9 protein-coding genes are annotated in these 15,746 nt (G+C 52.5%); all 9 read right to left on the reverse strand.

Translation table 11 applies throughout. The annotated features are described in order from the left end of the window. Positions 1-54: 54 nt before the first annotated feature. Positions 55-1,233, reverse strand: a complete 1,179-nt coding sequence (locus tag BMW93_RS15890; protein WP_229240490.1) for a sulfite exporter TauE/SafE family protein — start codon at positions 1,231-1,233, stop codon at positions 55-57. Positions 1,234-1,360: 127 nt separating this feature from the next. After that, on the reverse strand, positions 1,361-3,634 hold the full coding sequence (locus BMW93_RS15895) for an FAD-dependent oxidoreductase (protein ID WP_090378019.1): 2,274 nt from the start codon (positions 3,632-3,634) through the stop codon (positions 1,361-1,363). A 54-nt stretch (positions 3,635-3,688) separates the two neighbouring features. Continuing rightward, positions 3,689-5,734: a glycoside hydrolase family 2 protein gene (locus BMW93_RS15900; RefSeq protein WP_090378022.1), complete on the reverse strand. Its 2,046-nt coding sequence runs from the start codon at positions 5,732-5,734 to the stop codon at positions 3,689-3,691. Between the two features lie 321 nt (positions 5,735-6,055). Next, positions 6,056-7,768: a sodium:solute symporter family protein gene (locus BMW93_RS15905; RefSeq protein WP_090378025.1), complete on the reverse strand. Its 1,713-nt coding sequence runs from the start codon at positions 7,766-7,768 to the stop codon at positions 6,056-6,058. Between the two features lie 9 nt (positions 7,769-7,777). Then, complete coding sequence (locus tag BMW93_RS15910; RefSeq protein ID WP_090378028.1) at positions 7,778-10,348, reverse strand: glycerophosphoryl diester phosphodiesterase; 2,571 nt, start codon at positions 10,346-10,348, stop codon at positions 7,778-7,780. Next, complete coding sequence (locus BMW93_RS15915) at positions 10,345-11,319, reverse strand: FAD:protein FMN transferase (RefSeq protein WP_229240492.1); 975 nt, start codon at positions 11,317-11,319, stop codon at positions 10,345-10,347. The genes BMW93_RS15910 and BMW93_RS15915 overlap by 4 nt, the downstream gene beginning before the upstream one ends. Before the next feature lie 40 nt (positions 11,320-11,359). Further along, positions 11,360-13,132 (reverse strand): FAD-dependent oxidoreductase, encoded by a 1,773-nt coding sequence (locus BMW93_RS15920; protein ID WP_090378843.1) that lies wholly within the window; start codon positions 13,130-13,132, stop codon positions 11,360-11,362. Between the two features lie 152 nt (positions 13,133-13,284). After that, positions 13,285-14,238, reverse strand: a complete 954-nt coding sequence (locus BMW93_RS15925; RefSeq protein WP_229240494.1) for a hypothetical protein — start codon at positions 14,236-14,238, stop codon at positions 13,285-13,287. A gap of 8 nt (positions 14,239-14,246) precedes the next feature. Next, positions 14,247-15,740 (reverse strand): RagB/SusD family nutrient uptake outer membrane protein, encoded by a 1,494-nt coding sequence (locus tag BMW93_RS15930; protein WP_090378031.1) that lies wholly within the window; start codon positions 15,738-15,740, stop codon positions 14,247-14,249. Between the last annotated feature and the right edge of the window lie 6 nt (positions 15,741-15,746).

The raw sequence follows: 15,746 nt of genomic DNA on the forward strand, positions 1-15,746 counted from the left end.
CGTCGTTGGTTAGCCCTTAAATGTATAATTGATGAATCCCGGATTACTCCGTTTTTATAAACTGCTTAAAACCATATAAATAATCCTCACGCTCACGATGATGACGATCGTTCCTACCATGATCATCATAGTCTTGATCGGCAGGCGGCGGGATAGTGTGGCTGCGATGGGCGCGGCGACCATACCACCGAGGATCAGGCCGAGCACCACTTGCCAGTGTGAAAATCCGATAATGCTGATGAATGTAACCGAGCTTGCCAGCGACACGAAAAACTCCGCGAGGTTTACCGATCCGATGGTGTACTTGGGGTGCCTTCCGCGCGCAATGAGCGTCGAAGTGACAATCGGGCCCCAGCCGCCTCCACCGATGGAATCGAGTGTCCCGCCTGCCATCGCCAGCCAGCCAATCTTCTTGATCGGCCTTTTTTCAACTCGTTTCTTTAACGCTTTCTGGATAATAAGGATTCCCAGGATCAGCGTATAAATTGCCACCAAAGGTTTGATGATGTAAATGTATTTTTCGAGGGACGATAGGGCATAGGCACCAACAATAGCCCCAAGCACGCCCGGGAACAGGATCTTCTTGAACAATTTGCTGTTCACATTGCCGAATTTCAGGTGCATATAACCCGAAACACCGCTGGTAAAGATTTCCGAAGTGTGTACACTGGCGCTCACAGCCGAAGGCGGCACGCCCAATGTCAGCAGGAATGTGGATGCGGTCACCCCGTAGGCCATACCCAATGCGCCGTCGATCATCTGGGCTACAAAACCGCCGAGGATATAGTAAAAAAAGCCTTCGCTGACTTCGAGCTCGTTCCAGAGGAGCGTCAGCCGGTCGTAGGAGAAAAAGGTGAAAAGCAGATGCCCGATCACCATCAATGCGATCGCTGAGAAGATGTTAACCGCTATTTCAGTGCGACTTCTCTTGCGCACGGTAGCGGCCCAAAGCTTCTGCTGGATAGTCTCCCAGCTAAGAGGTGTTTTTGTATTATTTCTGGAAGCCGGATTGGCCGAAGTTGTATTTTCAGCAGTAGCAGCGACTGTTTGGAAGATATCGTCCGATTCTTCGGGCAGATCGCGGAGAAAAACCGCCTTTCCCTGCTCGCGCGCAAGCGCAGCCAAACGCCGATCTTCCTCAGGATCACCACTTGCGATGTACGCAACCTGTAACGATTCCCAGTTCTTTTCGTTGTTTTCAGTTGAGGGTGTAAAATCCGCCGCTTCCTTCAAAGTCTATGTAGTATACTATAATTATAGAGTAAACTTTCAAGAAAATAGCAAACAAACGTTTGCTATTTCAGGACGGCAAATTTAAGATCAATTTATTAGTTTTCAAAGAATAAAAACGGAAGCCGCGCTAATAGACGCGGACTTCCATGAGCGATACCGGCACGTGCGCGTGGCTGTTTTGCAGCCTGATTTTCAGCGAATGTGTCGTTACGGGTTGGGGGAACGTCAAACTTCGTTTCGTCAGGTGGTTGTCATTAATTGTGCCGATTACATGACCAGCGTCGTCCAGCACTTCAATTTTCTGCGTGCAGAAAGGCATTACCGTCTCCGGATGAACAAAGATGACGTTCTCCATCGGGTGGTCAAAATCGGTGTCGAATACAAAATCGATTTTGGAAATGCTTTGATTATCATTCCATTGCAGTTCCAGTTCGGGATTGCGGTCATCGGGAGCGGCTACCCATGCGTTGGGTCCAGCTATCGGGCGGTGCCAGCCGTTTTTCAGATTTTCCGTTCCGAATAATTGAATGGGTCCGCTCAGTTTAAATGCAAGGTTTAGGCCCGCCGGGCGCCGCTGCGGGCACCAGAACTCGAAGGTATCTACGCCGATATCTTCCGTGGGCTCCTGTTTGCCGTAATTCGAGACGGCGGGGTTCGTAGCATTGAAAACAGTGACGAGCCCGGTAACGCGCTGCTCGCTGTACCGGATTTTGACGTGCTCATTTTTCAGGAAGCATATAAATGCATAGCATTCTTCGGGAAAATAGCTGTCCCATTCAAGGATCAGTTCATGCTTTCCGGCGATCAGGCGGTAGCTTCTACTTTCGAGCGTTACATCCGGTGTGTGGTTGAAAGGCTTGCTGCTTTTGCGCAGCTCAGCGACTAATTCGGTGTCCTGCACCGCTTCTACCCACACAGTAACAGCCGGCATCGAACCTTTTACGGGCAGCATTTGAGCAACGGAATGTTCGATGGTCTTCCATTGATCCGAACCCGCCAAACCTGTCAATGCTAATGTCGAAGAAGCGTCGATTCGGGCAGTGTTCACGAGGTTTTGCGAGTCAGTGGTCGGTGTCTGCGGCAAATACTGGCCCGAGCGCCACAGTTCCAGTTGCAGTTCTTCCAAATGCTTTTCACCCACTTCCCTCGGCGAGCAGCCATGCTTTTTCGCGACTGCCGCAGCAATCGCGACGGCCTGCCCGCCCGTTGCACTCGTGGCCATCACCCGTGTAGACGCGAACGCGACGTGGGTGGCGCTGATAATGCGGCCTGCGATGAACAGGTTTTCAATATTTTTACTGTAAAAACAGCGGTAGGGGATGCTGTAAACGCCTTTGCTGTGCCACTGGTTGCAGCCGGCCTGGTCTGAATACACGCCGTCGGCAGGGTGGAGGTCGAGGCTCCAACCACCGAATGCTACCGTGTCGGTAAACACTTTTTGTTCGACCACATCTTGCTGTTTCAGCAGGTAATCGCCCTCGAAACGACGGCTTTCGCGTTTGCCGGGAATCGCACCGACCCATTCGAGTGTAAGGTTCTCCGATTCCGGAAATTCACCCGAGTTTTTAATATAGTTCCAGGCTCCGTAAACCACCTTCCAAAGTTCCCATTTGATCTGCTCGGTATCGTGCACGGTATCCAGTCTGCCGCCATATTCCAGCCACCACAACCGGCAGCCAAAGTCTTTGGGATTGAAGGTCTTGTACCGCGGGATTTCAGTAATATCCTGCAAAGCAAAGGAGGGCGGAACAAACTTTACCGGGCGGCCTATGTCTTTGGAATAGAAATACATAGAGTGGCCTAAAAGCTCCCCGTAAGCCTTGTTCGGCGCGAATTTCTCCCCAAATTCCTCCACCGACTCCGCACCCATCCGGAATGCCGCCCCCGCGAGAAACCCGACGATCCCATCGCCCGATGAATCGCAGAATAGCGGCGCATTCAATGTGTATTTGGTACTATTCTGGCTGCAAAATGCGTGCAATGCTTCAATCTTATTGCCATTTTGGGTTTTATCAAGATCATAAACTGCCGTATTGAGCAGCAGCGTGATGTTCTCTTCCTGGGTAACCTTTTCCAGCAAAACCGTATCGAAAATCAGCGGGTTACCATCGGGGTTGCGATAGGCGTTTTCGAGCATGATTTCGTCGATTACGCCGCCCTCGCGCGCCCAGCGGTTGTTGTTGCCCATGTGCGAGGTAGCGCCTAATATCCAGAGCCTTACTTCGCTCGAACAGTTGCCGCCCAGCACCGGCCGGTCTTGTACCAATATCACTTTCAACCCTGCCCTCGCCGCGGTAACTGCGCCGCAAGTACCCGTTAATCCGCCTCCCGTAATCACAAAGTCGGCTGCGAGCGCAATGGTTTTAGGTTCTCTTTTGTGTGTCGATTCTCCGATTATCATCTTGTCAGGTCTTTATATGTCATGGTTTGCGCGGCCTTCTATCGCCCGCAAATGTTATTTAAGGTCGATGTCAGTCTGGGTAGTGAGGAAACCGGTCGGTTTGATCACTGTGATGTGGATTTGTTTGTCAAATCCGCGGATCGGGATGACAATATCCTTGCTTTCGCCCGGGTCCAGATCGGGTAATGCGATGCTGATATCGCCTGCTTTTAATGTATACCCTTTGATGGTTTTTGCAGGAAAATCGCCCCGTGAAGTAACTTTGACGGTCAACAAATGGACTCCCTGATCGCCGGTTTTGAAACCTGCTTTCTCCACCGTAACGGGCGAAAATTCTTTCTGGTGAACCGGATAAGCGAGCCTGGGTAAACGGTCCGGCCCCACAATGCCCCACGGCCGGAAGCCATTCACATTGGTGCCAAACAACTTGCTGCGGTAGTCATTATAAGTCCACCAGGATGCCCCCGCCACAAACGGCCGCTTGCGTATCTCAATCATTACGTCGCTCAAATGCTGCGCCTGGCCGGGCTCGCCGCCCTTTCCGTCCGAGCGCGTGCCCCATTCGCTGATGAAAACCGGCTTGTTGGGATATAGTTTGTGAATATGGTCCAGCGATTTGGCATGGCCACCATAAGTGTTGGTAGAAACAAAATCGACGTACTGGCTGGCTTCGTCTTCCGGTTTCTCGGGAAGCTGGTTCAAAAGCATGCTCGCGAATGTGTACAGGCGTGTGGGATCGAGCTCGCGTGCGTAGGCGATCATGTCCTTGGTCCAGCGTTGGCCGCTGGCGGTTGTCGAGCCGTATTCATTTCCAACGCTGTATGCGATCACGCTCGGGTGGTTCCAGTCGCGCTCGGCCATTTCCCGGAACTGCGAACGAAACTTGACGCGCATCGAATCATTGTCCATTTGCTTCGGCGTGAGCTGCCAGTTTCCCGCCTCGGTGATGATCAGCATGCCATAGCGGTCGGCGAGGTCGTAGAAATATTCGGAAGGTGTGTAATGCGTGAGGCGCTGGAATTCCATACCGGCTTCCTTCATTAAACGGAAGTCCTTTTCCACCAGCCAATCCGGTTCCAGCGAGCCCAGGCCGGGGTAGTCGATCACCCGGTTGCCCCCGCCGACTTTGAGAGGCTTGCCATTCAAAAGAATCTGCGCCTCGCTCACCTCGATTTTTCGAATGCCAAAATTCGAAGCGAGCGTATCCGTACCGACAACTGTTTTCAGTTCATACAAGTTGGGTTGGTCCAAATCCCAAAGCTTCACTTGCGCGGCCGTCAATGCTGCCTCCGTTTCCAGTATTGCAGTTTGCCCTGCCGGAATGCTCGCCGCATTGGTTTTCCAACGCAAAGTCAACGGTTTTTTATCCTGCAATACAGTCAGGTCGATTTTGGGAGTGGCCGGAGTTGCAGAAGCATTCCGTACCCTGATTTTCGCTTTGACCACCGCGGTGCCTTTCGCAAGATCAGGCAACGTTTCGATCTTCACATTTTCAGTATAAACCTCCGGCTCGACCGTCAGGTAAACCGGCCGGGTAATGCCTCCGTAATTGACCCAGCCCACAAAGCCATCGTTGATATCTCCTTTGTCTTTGATCCCGGGAATTGTATTCGTTTTCCACGTGTCGTTGTTGACGGCCACCACCAGCAGGTTATCACCCTCTTTCAGCTGCTCCGTCACATCGAAGTGGAAAGGCGTGTACCCGCCCTCATGCTCGCCGACTTTCTGGCCGTTCAGCCATACGCTGGTTTTGTAATAGGCGCCATCGAAATGCAGGATAATGCGCTTGCCGGTTGTTCTTTTCCAGGCAAAAGTCTTGCGGTACCAGGCCGTGCCCGAATAAAATTCATAGCGCCGGTCGACCGAGAAGCAATGCGGCACGGTAACCTTGTCCTGCCGACCTTCCTGGGCGATGCCCTCACGGTACCACTGGTTTGAAATGCCCAACCCCGCCGGGTCGAGCAGGAACCACCATTCGCCATGCAGCGGAATCGCATCCGGTTGGCGGATATGGTATCGGGCCGCACCCGGCTGGGCCGCGAGGTTTGAGCAGGTTAAAGAGAGTAAAAAGGAGAAGGTTAAAAGGGTTAATCGTTTCATTATGTGATGTCGTTGTGTTTGGGGTTTCGTTTTTTGTTCTGGGTTGAATTTTGTTTAATCTGTGCCTATAATGTCTCAGATGATCAGCTGCGAGACACGCGTTTGTATTGCTGTTTCATGCCTGACGGCATTTTGATCCCATTTCTATTCCCATTACTACCAATGTTACGTCCCTGACGGGACTTTATACTGCGTTAATTGTGTCCTGTCAATTCTATTTTACGCCCAAATCCCGCTAGGGATGTAATCTTGGTAGAATCAAACGGACTGCCTGCTTTTCAAAAATGCCGTTAGGCATGAAACAACATCGCTAACGTGAACTTAGACGGCGATGCGTGTTTCATCGTCCTTCACCAACACCACCTTCCGCGCTGCCGAAAACGGTATCGCCGCCGAAATCAACACCACTATCGCCACACCGGCTGTCACCAGCGTTCCGTCCGTTGTCAAAAAGCTTAGAATGAACAACATCACAGCCGTAAACAGCAACGCCCCGGCGATTACCTGCAATCCGAACCGGTTCTGTTTTTGAATTTCAAATGCTTCTGCCGGATCAACAGAGGAAGCTTCCTGTTTGCGCTGGTCTTTGGAAAGCATATAAATCGTGTATTCATTGGCGATTAGGTTACGCGAGCGCGCCCAGAGTTCGTAGGCAAGCAATAGGAGCAACGGCAGGCCCACGCCCACGATCGTTTCCATCCCGCGCGAGAGTTTGAAGTCGAGCAGGAGCGGGGCGAGGGTTTTGAAAAACAGGTTTACACACAGCCCGATGCCCGTAACCCAGAGCGTAGTCTTGCCATTCAACCTTTTGGAAAACAATGCCCAGAGCGGCGGTGCCAGCAGCGGACCGCCTGAAATGGCCGAAATGCTCAGTACCACCTCCACAATGCCGCCCGCCGCCGGTACCAGCAATGCAATACCGATCATACCCAGCCCGAAAAACCACGACGAGCCACGCGCAACGCGGATCAGCTGCTTGTCGGAAGCGGCCGGGTTGACCATCCCTTTATAAATATCATTGGTGAAAACCGCCGATACTACGTTCAATGCCGTGTTCGCGCTGGCGGAGGTAGAGAAATACATGCCGGTCAGCATCAGGCCGAGGAGGCCGGGAGGCAGCACGAGTTTGCAAATCATGAGATAGGCATTTTCGGTATCCAGGCCGGTCAATGTGGGGTTAATGGCTTTGTATATCATTGGCGGGAACATCCAGATCACGGGGCTGATGAGGTATAACCCGGCGAACAGAAATGCCACTTTCTTAGCCGATTTCTCGCTGTCTACGCTCGTGTAGCGTTGCACCATCGTCCAGTTGCCGCCGATGTAGCAAATGTGGTAAATCACAAATGCGGCGACGAAGCCGAGCGTATATTCGCCATTGAGCAGGTTGAAAAAGTCGTCGGGGATATTGTTGGTAAACCCTTCCCAGCCGCCGACCTTGTTAAATGAAAGCGGCAACAGGATAAATACGGCAGCCGATAGCACCACAAATTGCAGAATGTCGGTCACCATCACAGCCCAAAGGCCTCCTACGGCCGTGTAGGCGATCATGAAAAGCCCGAGGCCGATCGTACAAGGCACCAGCGGCAAATCCAGCGACGCACTTACCAGTTTGGCGACCGGATACAATACCGAGCCCTTGATAAATACAGAAACCAATGTAAAAATGAAGATATAGGTCTTCTGTACGGGCAGGCCCAGGCGCTCGCGTATGAACTCGGCGGCTGTGAGCGCGCCCGTCCGTTTCCAGCGCGGCGCGAGGTATACGGCGGTAATCAGCGCCCCGATACACATCGTCCACTGAATGGTAATGGCTACCCAGCCGTGCTTGTAGGCAATGGAGCCCCAGGCCACGAAGGTCCCGGCGGAGAAAAAGCTCATAAACAGCGAAAGCCCGCCGATAAACCACGGCACGGCCTCGCCGCCCGCGAAAAACGATTTCAGGTTGCGCCCCGTCCGGGCAAAAAGCATCCCAATGCCCATCACGAACGCGGAGAATACGAGAATGACAATGGTGTCGGTGGTATTGTTCATGAGGTTGGGTTAATAGCTGATTTGAAGTGTGCGCGCGCCGAATGCGGGCAGTTTGATGTTACTGATAGCCGCTTTCTGGTTCGTCTCGGCCCATTTCATGGTTACAGCGGGGTTTGTTTCGGCTATTTTGCCGTGCTCTATTTTCAAATTGAATGCAGTCGGCTGCGGGCTATTATTGAGCAGCGTCACGTAGTAAGTGTTTTTGGTAGTTGATTTTGAAACAATGGGGTCGATCGACGGGCTATCGGCGGTGATGAAGCCTTCTTTGATAACCAGATTTGCCTTGTCGCCGAAAACATCTCCCGGGGCAAAGCCGTACGTCTGGTGCGGGCCCACTTTCGGCGTCACAAAACCACGCGGGAAAGTGACTTTGCCATTCGAGCGCAATGCGGCTTCGGAAAGCAGGTAATCGGTGATCCAGCCGATCTGCCACCAGGCGTGGTGGGGGTAGGGACCGGCGCCGCGGTTCATGGCGTTCCAGTAGTAGGAAGCGACGCTGGTTTTACTATCCACAAATGCATCCCGGCCAATGGCGGCAGCGCGTGCCATATCCGCGAAAAGCTGCTCGCCGGTGAGCTGGTAGATGCGGATGAACATCCCCGCGTGGCTCGCCAGCTGGATAGGCCCATGCCGCGTCGCCGAACCGAAAATGCCGCCGTGTTCGAAGCTGAGGCCGGTTTGGCTGATCTCCCAATCCTCGCGTGCGGTGCCGTTCACGGTTTTGGGTTTGTGATCGGCGATGGGGTGTGTGTAAATGGATGAGGTATAGATCTTGGCGCAGGTAATGGCGGCGTCCTGGTACTTTTTGTTTTGGGTTAAATCAAACAAATCCAGCAATGCCTGTGCCGATTGCCCGGTCGCGAAGTCGGGTGCGTAGCGTGCGTCCCCGCATACGCCGAGGAAGGCGCCGGTTTCCACCGCGTTTTTGAGGAACCAGTCAGCGCCTTTTTCGGCGGCTTTGAGGTATTTATCGTCTTTGAGAATCCGGTGTGCGACGATCAGGCCGTAAAACGTAGGCCGCACATCCTGGATATCCTTGAAAATCTCCTGCTCGGTTTTGCGGTCGTAGGCCACTGCAAAACCGCCATCTTCGCGCTGCCAGCTCAGCAGTTTCCCGGCCCCGATTCGCAGCCGTTCTTTCAATTCCGCATTATCCGGTTCGAAAAGCAGCATATTACCCACGTCGAGCATGACATAGTAGGTCAATGCAATAGGTTCCACCACCTCGCCCCATTCTTCCACGAACTTTTTCTTTTTGGCTAAATAATACTGGCCTTCGACGGCACCTTTGAAAAAGCCTTCGTCGGTTTGCTGCTGCACCAATTTGAAGTTTTCGGCGGGCGGAAGTACTTTTTGGGTCAGTTCGGGATCGGCGGTCGCATTGGCAAGCATCCACATGGCGCCATAATCCGAGTTTTTCATCGCATCCTTATCCGAACCCACCACGCCGCCGAGGTACGACTGCGCGCCGATCTGCTTGCCTTTGAACTCCTCGATATTCCAGAGTGAAGTCTTAGGATCGATAAGGTAATGGTGCATCTTTTCGATGCGGTCGGTCAATGCCTGCTTGCTTTGGCGCAGGGCAAGGGTCTCGCGGAATTTGTAAATGTCGATAGCCGCATGTTTGGTCGCCTGGAACCAGTCGCCGGCGATGAGGCTGTACCGGAATGTGTAGGAAACCGATTGTCCGGCCTCCATTTCAGATTTTTCTTCGCCCAGCACGGGGTAATATAAGGTAGGGGAAAGCTGTGCCTTGCGGTTCATGTGCGAAAGACCGAGGTGCCAGTCGATCTGTGTGATCTGGTCTTTTGCCCACGGGTCACGCGCGAGGCCGGGCTCGGGTATCACCGACAGCGTAATGCCATCTTTGCTGCTCACCAGCGGGCTGAGCGTGGAAGCACAGCGCTCGCGGTATACGACCGGGCGGTCGGGAATCCCGTGGCCGTACGCATAGGAGAGTGCAAAGTTTTTCTGTATAAAATTCCCCTGAAAATAGCCCGGCACGGACACCCAGCCCATTTGGTCGGGCGGTAATGCGGCCAGCGTAGGTGTAGCCAGCGAGAAAAAGCCCTTTTTCTTCGCATTCAGGGTCATAGTCACCTGAATGTCGTTCGGGAAGCGCGGATCGGTCTTCCAATGCGCGGTAATGGTCGCTACTTCGGTTTCAGATTTGAATTCCAATCCGTTATCCTTCGCGGAGGCGGTTTGCGGGAAGAAATGGAACGCCTGCCCGGCCGTGTTCAGTGCCACACCCGTGGTGCTTTCCTTCCATTGGGTTTGCTGGTAATGGTAGGCGTCCTCGGGGAATTTTCCGCCGGTAATTTTTTCAAAGGTTTCGGCAGCTTCGGTTGAAGGCTTGGTTTCGGAATAGAGCAGGGTATACTCGCCGGAAGGCGCCGCTACCTTGGTCCACTGGCCTTTTTTGTTTACCGAAACCTCTTCGATCTTCAAGGCACCGTCGGCCTCACGCCACTGGACGCGGATCGCGTTGTTGGTCAATGCTTTTACAACTGTCCGCTGGGCCTGGACGATGGTCAGAGCGCTGAATAAAATGGGTAGTAACAGGGTTATTCGTTTCATTTTTCCTGGATAAGGTCTTTGATACCGTCGGTCGCGAAGGACATTAGCTGGCCTTCCTCATTGGTGAAAAGCATGTACACGTCGATATCTTGGCGGTTTTTCAAAAAGGTTTTGGTCGCTTCGAGGCCCATCACGAAGAAGGCGGTATCGTAGCCGTCGGCGGTAATAGCATCTTTGGCAAACACAGTCACACTCAACAGCTGGGTCTGTTCCATTGCGCCCGTCCGCGGATCGATAATGTGGTTGTAGGTAATGCCGTTACGGCTAATGTGGTTGTGGTAATTGCCGGCGGTGGTCATGGCCCGGTTGGTCAGCGCTACCGTTGCAGCCAACACGGCAGGTTTTAGCGGGTTTTCAATGCCCGTCACCCAGGAAGCACCGCCGTTTTTATTACCCGAGCAAATCAATTCCCCGCCTATTTCGACCATAAAGCGGTCGATACCGCGGCTTTTCAGAAATGCTCCGAGAATGTCCACGGAATAGCCCTGTGCAATACCATCGAAATCCAGCTTCACGCCCGGGCGAGTCTTTACCTCCTTTTGATTGAAGTCAATTTGTTTAAAACCAATGAATTGCAATAATGAATCGACATTTACATTCTCCGGATCGACATGCTTTTTATTTCCAAAACCATAAGCCTCCGAAAGCGGCATGATCGTAGGATCGAAAGCACCGCCCGTCGATTCATAGATTTCTTTGGATTTAACTAAAACCTCATAAAACCACTGCGACCGAAAGGCGTGCCGCGCATTACGATTGAATGCAGAGAGCTCGGAATCAGTTCGGTATAGCGACAGGCATTGGTCAAATTCAGTGAGTATGGAATCAATGGAATGCTTGAAGTTCCGGTTTCGCGGATCGAAATAGCGGATATGATACGTAGTGCCTTGTGCTTCGCCGTCGATAGAGACCATATCCTCGCCCGTAGCTGCCATTGTTACCAACGGCAGCACGGTGAGGAGGGTGGACATTACTCCGGCAATATGTATCAGAATACTATTCAATGTAAAATCAAGGTTGAGGCGCTAGTGTTTCACCTTTCAGAATGCCGGTCAGCTCGGGCAAATGGTCCTTATACACGCCACGCGGGCTGGTTTTGTACTTGTTTGCGAGGTAGGAGGCAAACCCGACGACCTCGCCCATCATCCCGCACGTACGCATCACGCGCGTGCTCCCGAACGCGACATGCGTGGTGCTGATATTGCGACCGGCCATGAACAGGTTTTGGATGTTTTTAGAATAAAGGCAGCGGTATGGAATCGTATAGGGCGCCACTTTGATGTGCTTGGTTCCTGCGAAAAACTCCTGTCCTTCGAAGTATTTGCTGTTTTTGGCATCGGGGAAATGGAGGTCGATCGTCCAGGTGGCAGTTACGGAGCCGTCGGGGTAGAACTTGCCTTCCTGAATGTCCATCTGGTTCAAAACGTAATCTCCGATAATGCGGCGCGACTCGCGTTTGCCGCCGATATAAGCCACCCAGGCAAGCTCCTTTTTACCATATTTTGTCGCTTTGTTCTTCTTCAGATACGACCAGTTGCCGTAAATGGCGCGCAGGTTATGGTCGCGGATCTGCTCAGCCTGGGTAATGGTGTTGAAATTCCCGAAACCGGTTTCCCACTGCCAATCGGATTTGGGCTCGTCGATATGGTATTCGTCCGAAAACTGCATCGCCCAGGGCGTTTCAGGAAACGACGAAACGGTATCGCGATCCACGGAAGCCCACAAATTGGAAGTACCCAATGTGAAATCGTCGCTCTTTTCTGCCGCCAGCGACTCGCCGGTTTCAGCCTTGCTTTCCCGCCCCATCCGGAACTCCGCGCCCGCGAGGAAACCGACGGTACCATCACCCGTGCAATCCGAAAAGAACGACCCCGAAAAGCGCCGCTCCTGGTTGGTAGCAATATCCCGACCGACCACCGCAGTGATAATGTCGTTTTCTTTCTCTACTTTAAAAACATGGGTATTCAGGAACAGCGAAATGTTCTTTTCTGCCTTCACGATGGAGATTTTGCGTGCATCGCCATATTCTTTGGCATCCGCATTACCATTTCCCGGGTCGCCATTGTCCATTTCCCGCACGATGCGGCCGAGTTTGGGATAATGGTTTTTATCCACATCGCCCATCAAATGCACGCGTACCTCGGAGCTGTTGTTGCCGCCGAGTACGGGCCGGTCCTGGATCAGCGCCACGGTAAGGCCCATGCGCGCAGCCGAAATCGCGGCGCAGGTTCCGGCAACGCCGCCGCCTACCACTACGAGGTCGTAGCGGCCGGTATCCTGAGGTTTGTCGGTCAGGTTGAGGAGCTTTCTACGGAACGCGGTCAATGCTTCCAGCTCGTTGGGCGGGGTGAATTTCAGGTCGTCGGTGAAAAGCAATGCATCGCAGCGGCCGTTGAAGCCGGTAAGGTCCTTCAATGCGAGTTTCGTGTCGGTATTTTTAATGTCAATCACACCACCGTCGTACCATTTCCAGGTATCCGAGCCACTTTCGCCGAAAGTATGGCCTACGGATTTACCATCCACCAGCACCTGGAACTTGCCGGGGCCTTTGGGAAACGGGGCCCAGTCTTTGGTGCGCACCCATAAGTGGTATTTGCCTGTTTTCGGGAATTTTACCGTCGTAGCCGCATCCTTCACCGGCCGGCCCATGCCATGCGCCATGATGTAGGAAGAGTTCATGACCACAAAAGATTGCTGGTCGATCACCCAGCCACCTTTGTCTTCAAAGGATTCTGTTTCAACAAATACATGATTCTGGGCCAATGCAGGAAACATCAAAACCATCATCAAAAATAGCCCAAACAACTTTTTAAAATCCCCGGGTTGAAACCCGGGGCAAGGGGATTTTTTTGCCTTCGGCAATTCTGTATGCAAGATTGCCGAAGGCAATCGAGAATCTATTGCCCCGGACTTCAGTCCGGGGATATGGGGGATGTTCATGGTTTTTGCAGGATTTTTTGGATTAGCAGAGTTTGTTCTTCATTGGCATTGGGCAGGCTGGATTGCAGGTTTGCTGCCAAGGACTTTGATATTTCGATCGTGCTGTTGTTCAGCTTTTTCAAGATGGCTATTTGCGTGGCATAGCCTGTTTTCTGATATGTTTCCCAGAGCCAGTTCTGTCTTTGTTCAGTTTTGAAAAAGTCATTTCCCACATGCTGCAAGGCATATTTGGCGATGAAACCATTCTTTCCGGCGATGATCGTTTCAATGTCTTTTTCAAATGGCTTTTTCACTCCGCCGCCCGCATCCATCACTTTCGCCATGGCCCAGTATTGATAGTGGTGGTTTTTGCTTTCCAGAAACTGGTGCAGCAATGCGTCGCTGGAATAGGTTTCGATGATCTTCTGCATTTCGGGCACCGCTTTTCCGTAGGCAATGTGCCACAAGGTGAAGCAGGTATAAACCGCGCCGTCGATCACCTGGTTTTTAATGGTTTTCAAAGTCGCACCGGCCTTTGCATCGACCGAATCTGTCAGTTTATCCGTGCCTTTGGTGATCAGGTCCTCCATTTTCAGGTCGGCAAAAATGGAGTTGTTCTGGGCAAGAATATCCTGCAATTTCTGGTAATCTTCTTCCTTGAATTCGTCGTGGTCAACTTTCGTGAGCACTTTGCCTTCGGGAAGGTCGTAGCGTTCGTAGTTGCCCAGCAAGTCCCAATAGAAATTGATATACACCGGCTTGCATTCATTGGTGTAGCAAACCGGTGTGAAAATGTTCCTGAAAAAGTATTGCGGCCGGCCCTTTTCGTCGAGCGCGAGTTTCAGAGTGTAGGTCAATGTGTCGTTCTCCGTGACCGTGAACTCCCTGACCCGCTCCTTTTGCCTGTCGGGAAAAGGAGCGGTCATGAGCATTGCCAGAAAGAAAATTGCCTGGGTGATCAGCATCATCATTTAATAACCTATTTCCAATCCGGGTTCTGTTCCAGCTTGGTATTGGAATTGATTTCGTCGAGCGGGATCGGGAAATATTTGTTTTTGGCCGCCACGTTGCGGGTAGGGTATACGTCGTTGACGGCTTTCGGGATCACGGTCAGGAACTTGCCGGTGCGCGTGAGATCATACCACCGATCGCCTTCCGCGAAGAACTCCCATGCGCGCTCCTGCAAGACGGCCTCGACGAATGCGTCCTTGGTCAGGCCGGTTTTCAGATTGGCCAGGCCGGCGCGTTTTCTCACCGGATTGATGAAATCGTAAGCCGCGGTAGTGGCGCCATTCAAGCGCGCCTCGGCTTCGGCAGCGATGAGGTACACATCGGGCAGGCGGAAGATCGGGATGTTCGGGATCATGCCCACGGTCGAAACAGGGTCCTGGTATTTCTTGATCAGCACGCCTTTCGTCGTAATGGGCGTAATGCTTTTCTGCGGTACCACTTTGCCGGATTTGTCGGTGTAATTGGTGTCCAGCAAGGTGCGGCGTTTATCCGTCGGGTCGAAGGAGTCGAAAAATGCCTGGTAGGCGAACATCGAACCATAGGAAGTGCGGGCATATTCAGGCCCGGCGCTTCCCGGAGGGCCGCAGAGGCCTGTGAGCTGGTGACCAAGGCCGGGAGACACTGGGTCTACCTCGAATGCCCACATGTTTTCAATGCGCGCTGCATCTTCTTTATCATACTTATACACATCGCGGACATCTTCCATGAGTGCGTATTTGCCCGAGTTGATCACAATTTTGGCCTGTTCCAATGCTTTGGCCCAGTCTTCATTGTACAAAGCAGCTTTGGCATACAACGCATTTACGACCTCTTTCGCCACGCGGCCTTTCTCGACAGCAGGATAGGAAACAAGCCCCGAATTTAAAGCCTGGTCGAGGTCGGCATAAATTTGCTTGTAAGTATCCGCTTTGGAGCTTTTGGCCGTCAGGGCATCCGCTTCCGAATAGCTCGGTGTGATTTTGACCGGTATATCCCCAAAGTTTTTACTCAAAAACCAATGGTAGAACGCCCGCAGGAAATAGGCCTCGCCGATGATCTGCTTTTTGCGCGCTTCGTCCATAGTGGCGTCCGGCACCTTGGCAATGACCCAGTTGGCCTTTTCGATACCGGCATAACACGACTGCCAGATCTGCTGTGGCGATTCGTTTACCCGCGAGTTGCTTTTCTGAGTCGTATAATTAGGGTCGTAGGTGAACTGCGTCAGCGTATTGCGGCCTACCACGCCGCGGGGGTAAGTCTGGTCATCGCTGAAATCGGCGATGAGCGTCAACGCGGGTCCGCCACCCAGGCTTCCCAATGCACCGTAGACGGAAATCAATGCCTTCTCGGCGTCGGCGGCGGTTTTGTAAAAATTTTCGGTGTAGATCGACGAGTAAACTGTTTCGTCAAGCTTGCAGGAGGGGGCGATAAGCGCGGTCCCGGCCATGCCCAGATATGCGGTAATTTTTAGTAGCTTTTTCATGTCGTT

It is taken from the genome of Dyadobacter sp. SG02, assembly GCF_900109045.1.
Taxonomy (GTDB): domain Bacteria; phylum Bacteroidota; class Bacteroidia; order Cytophagales; family Spirosomataceae; genus Dyadobacter.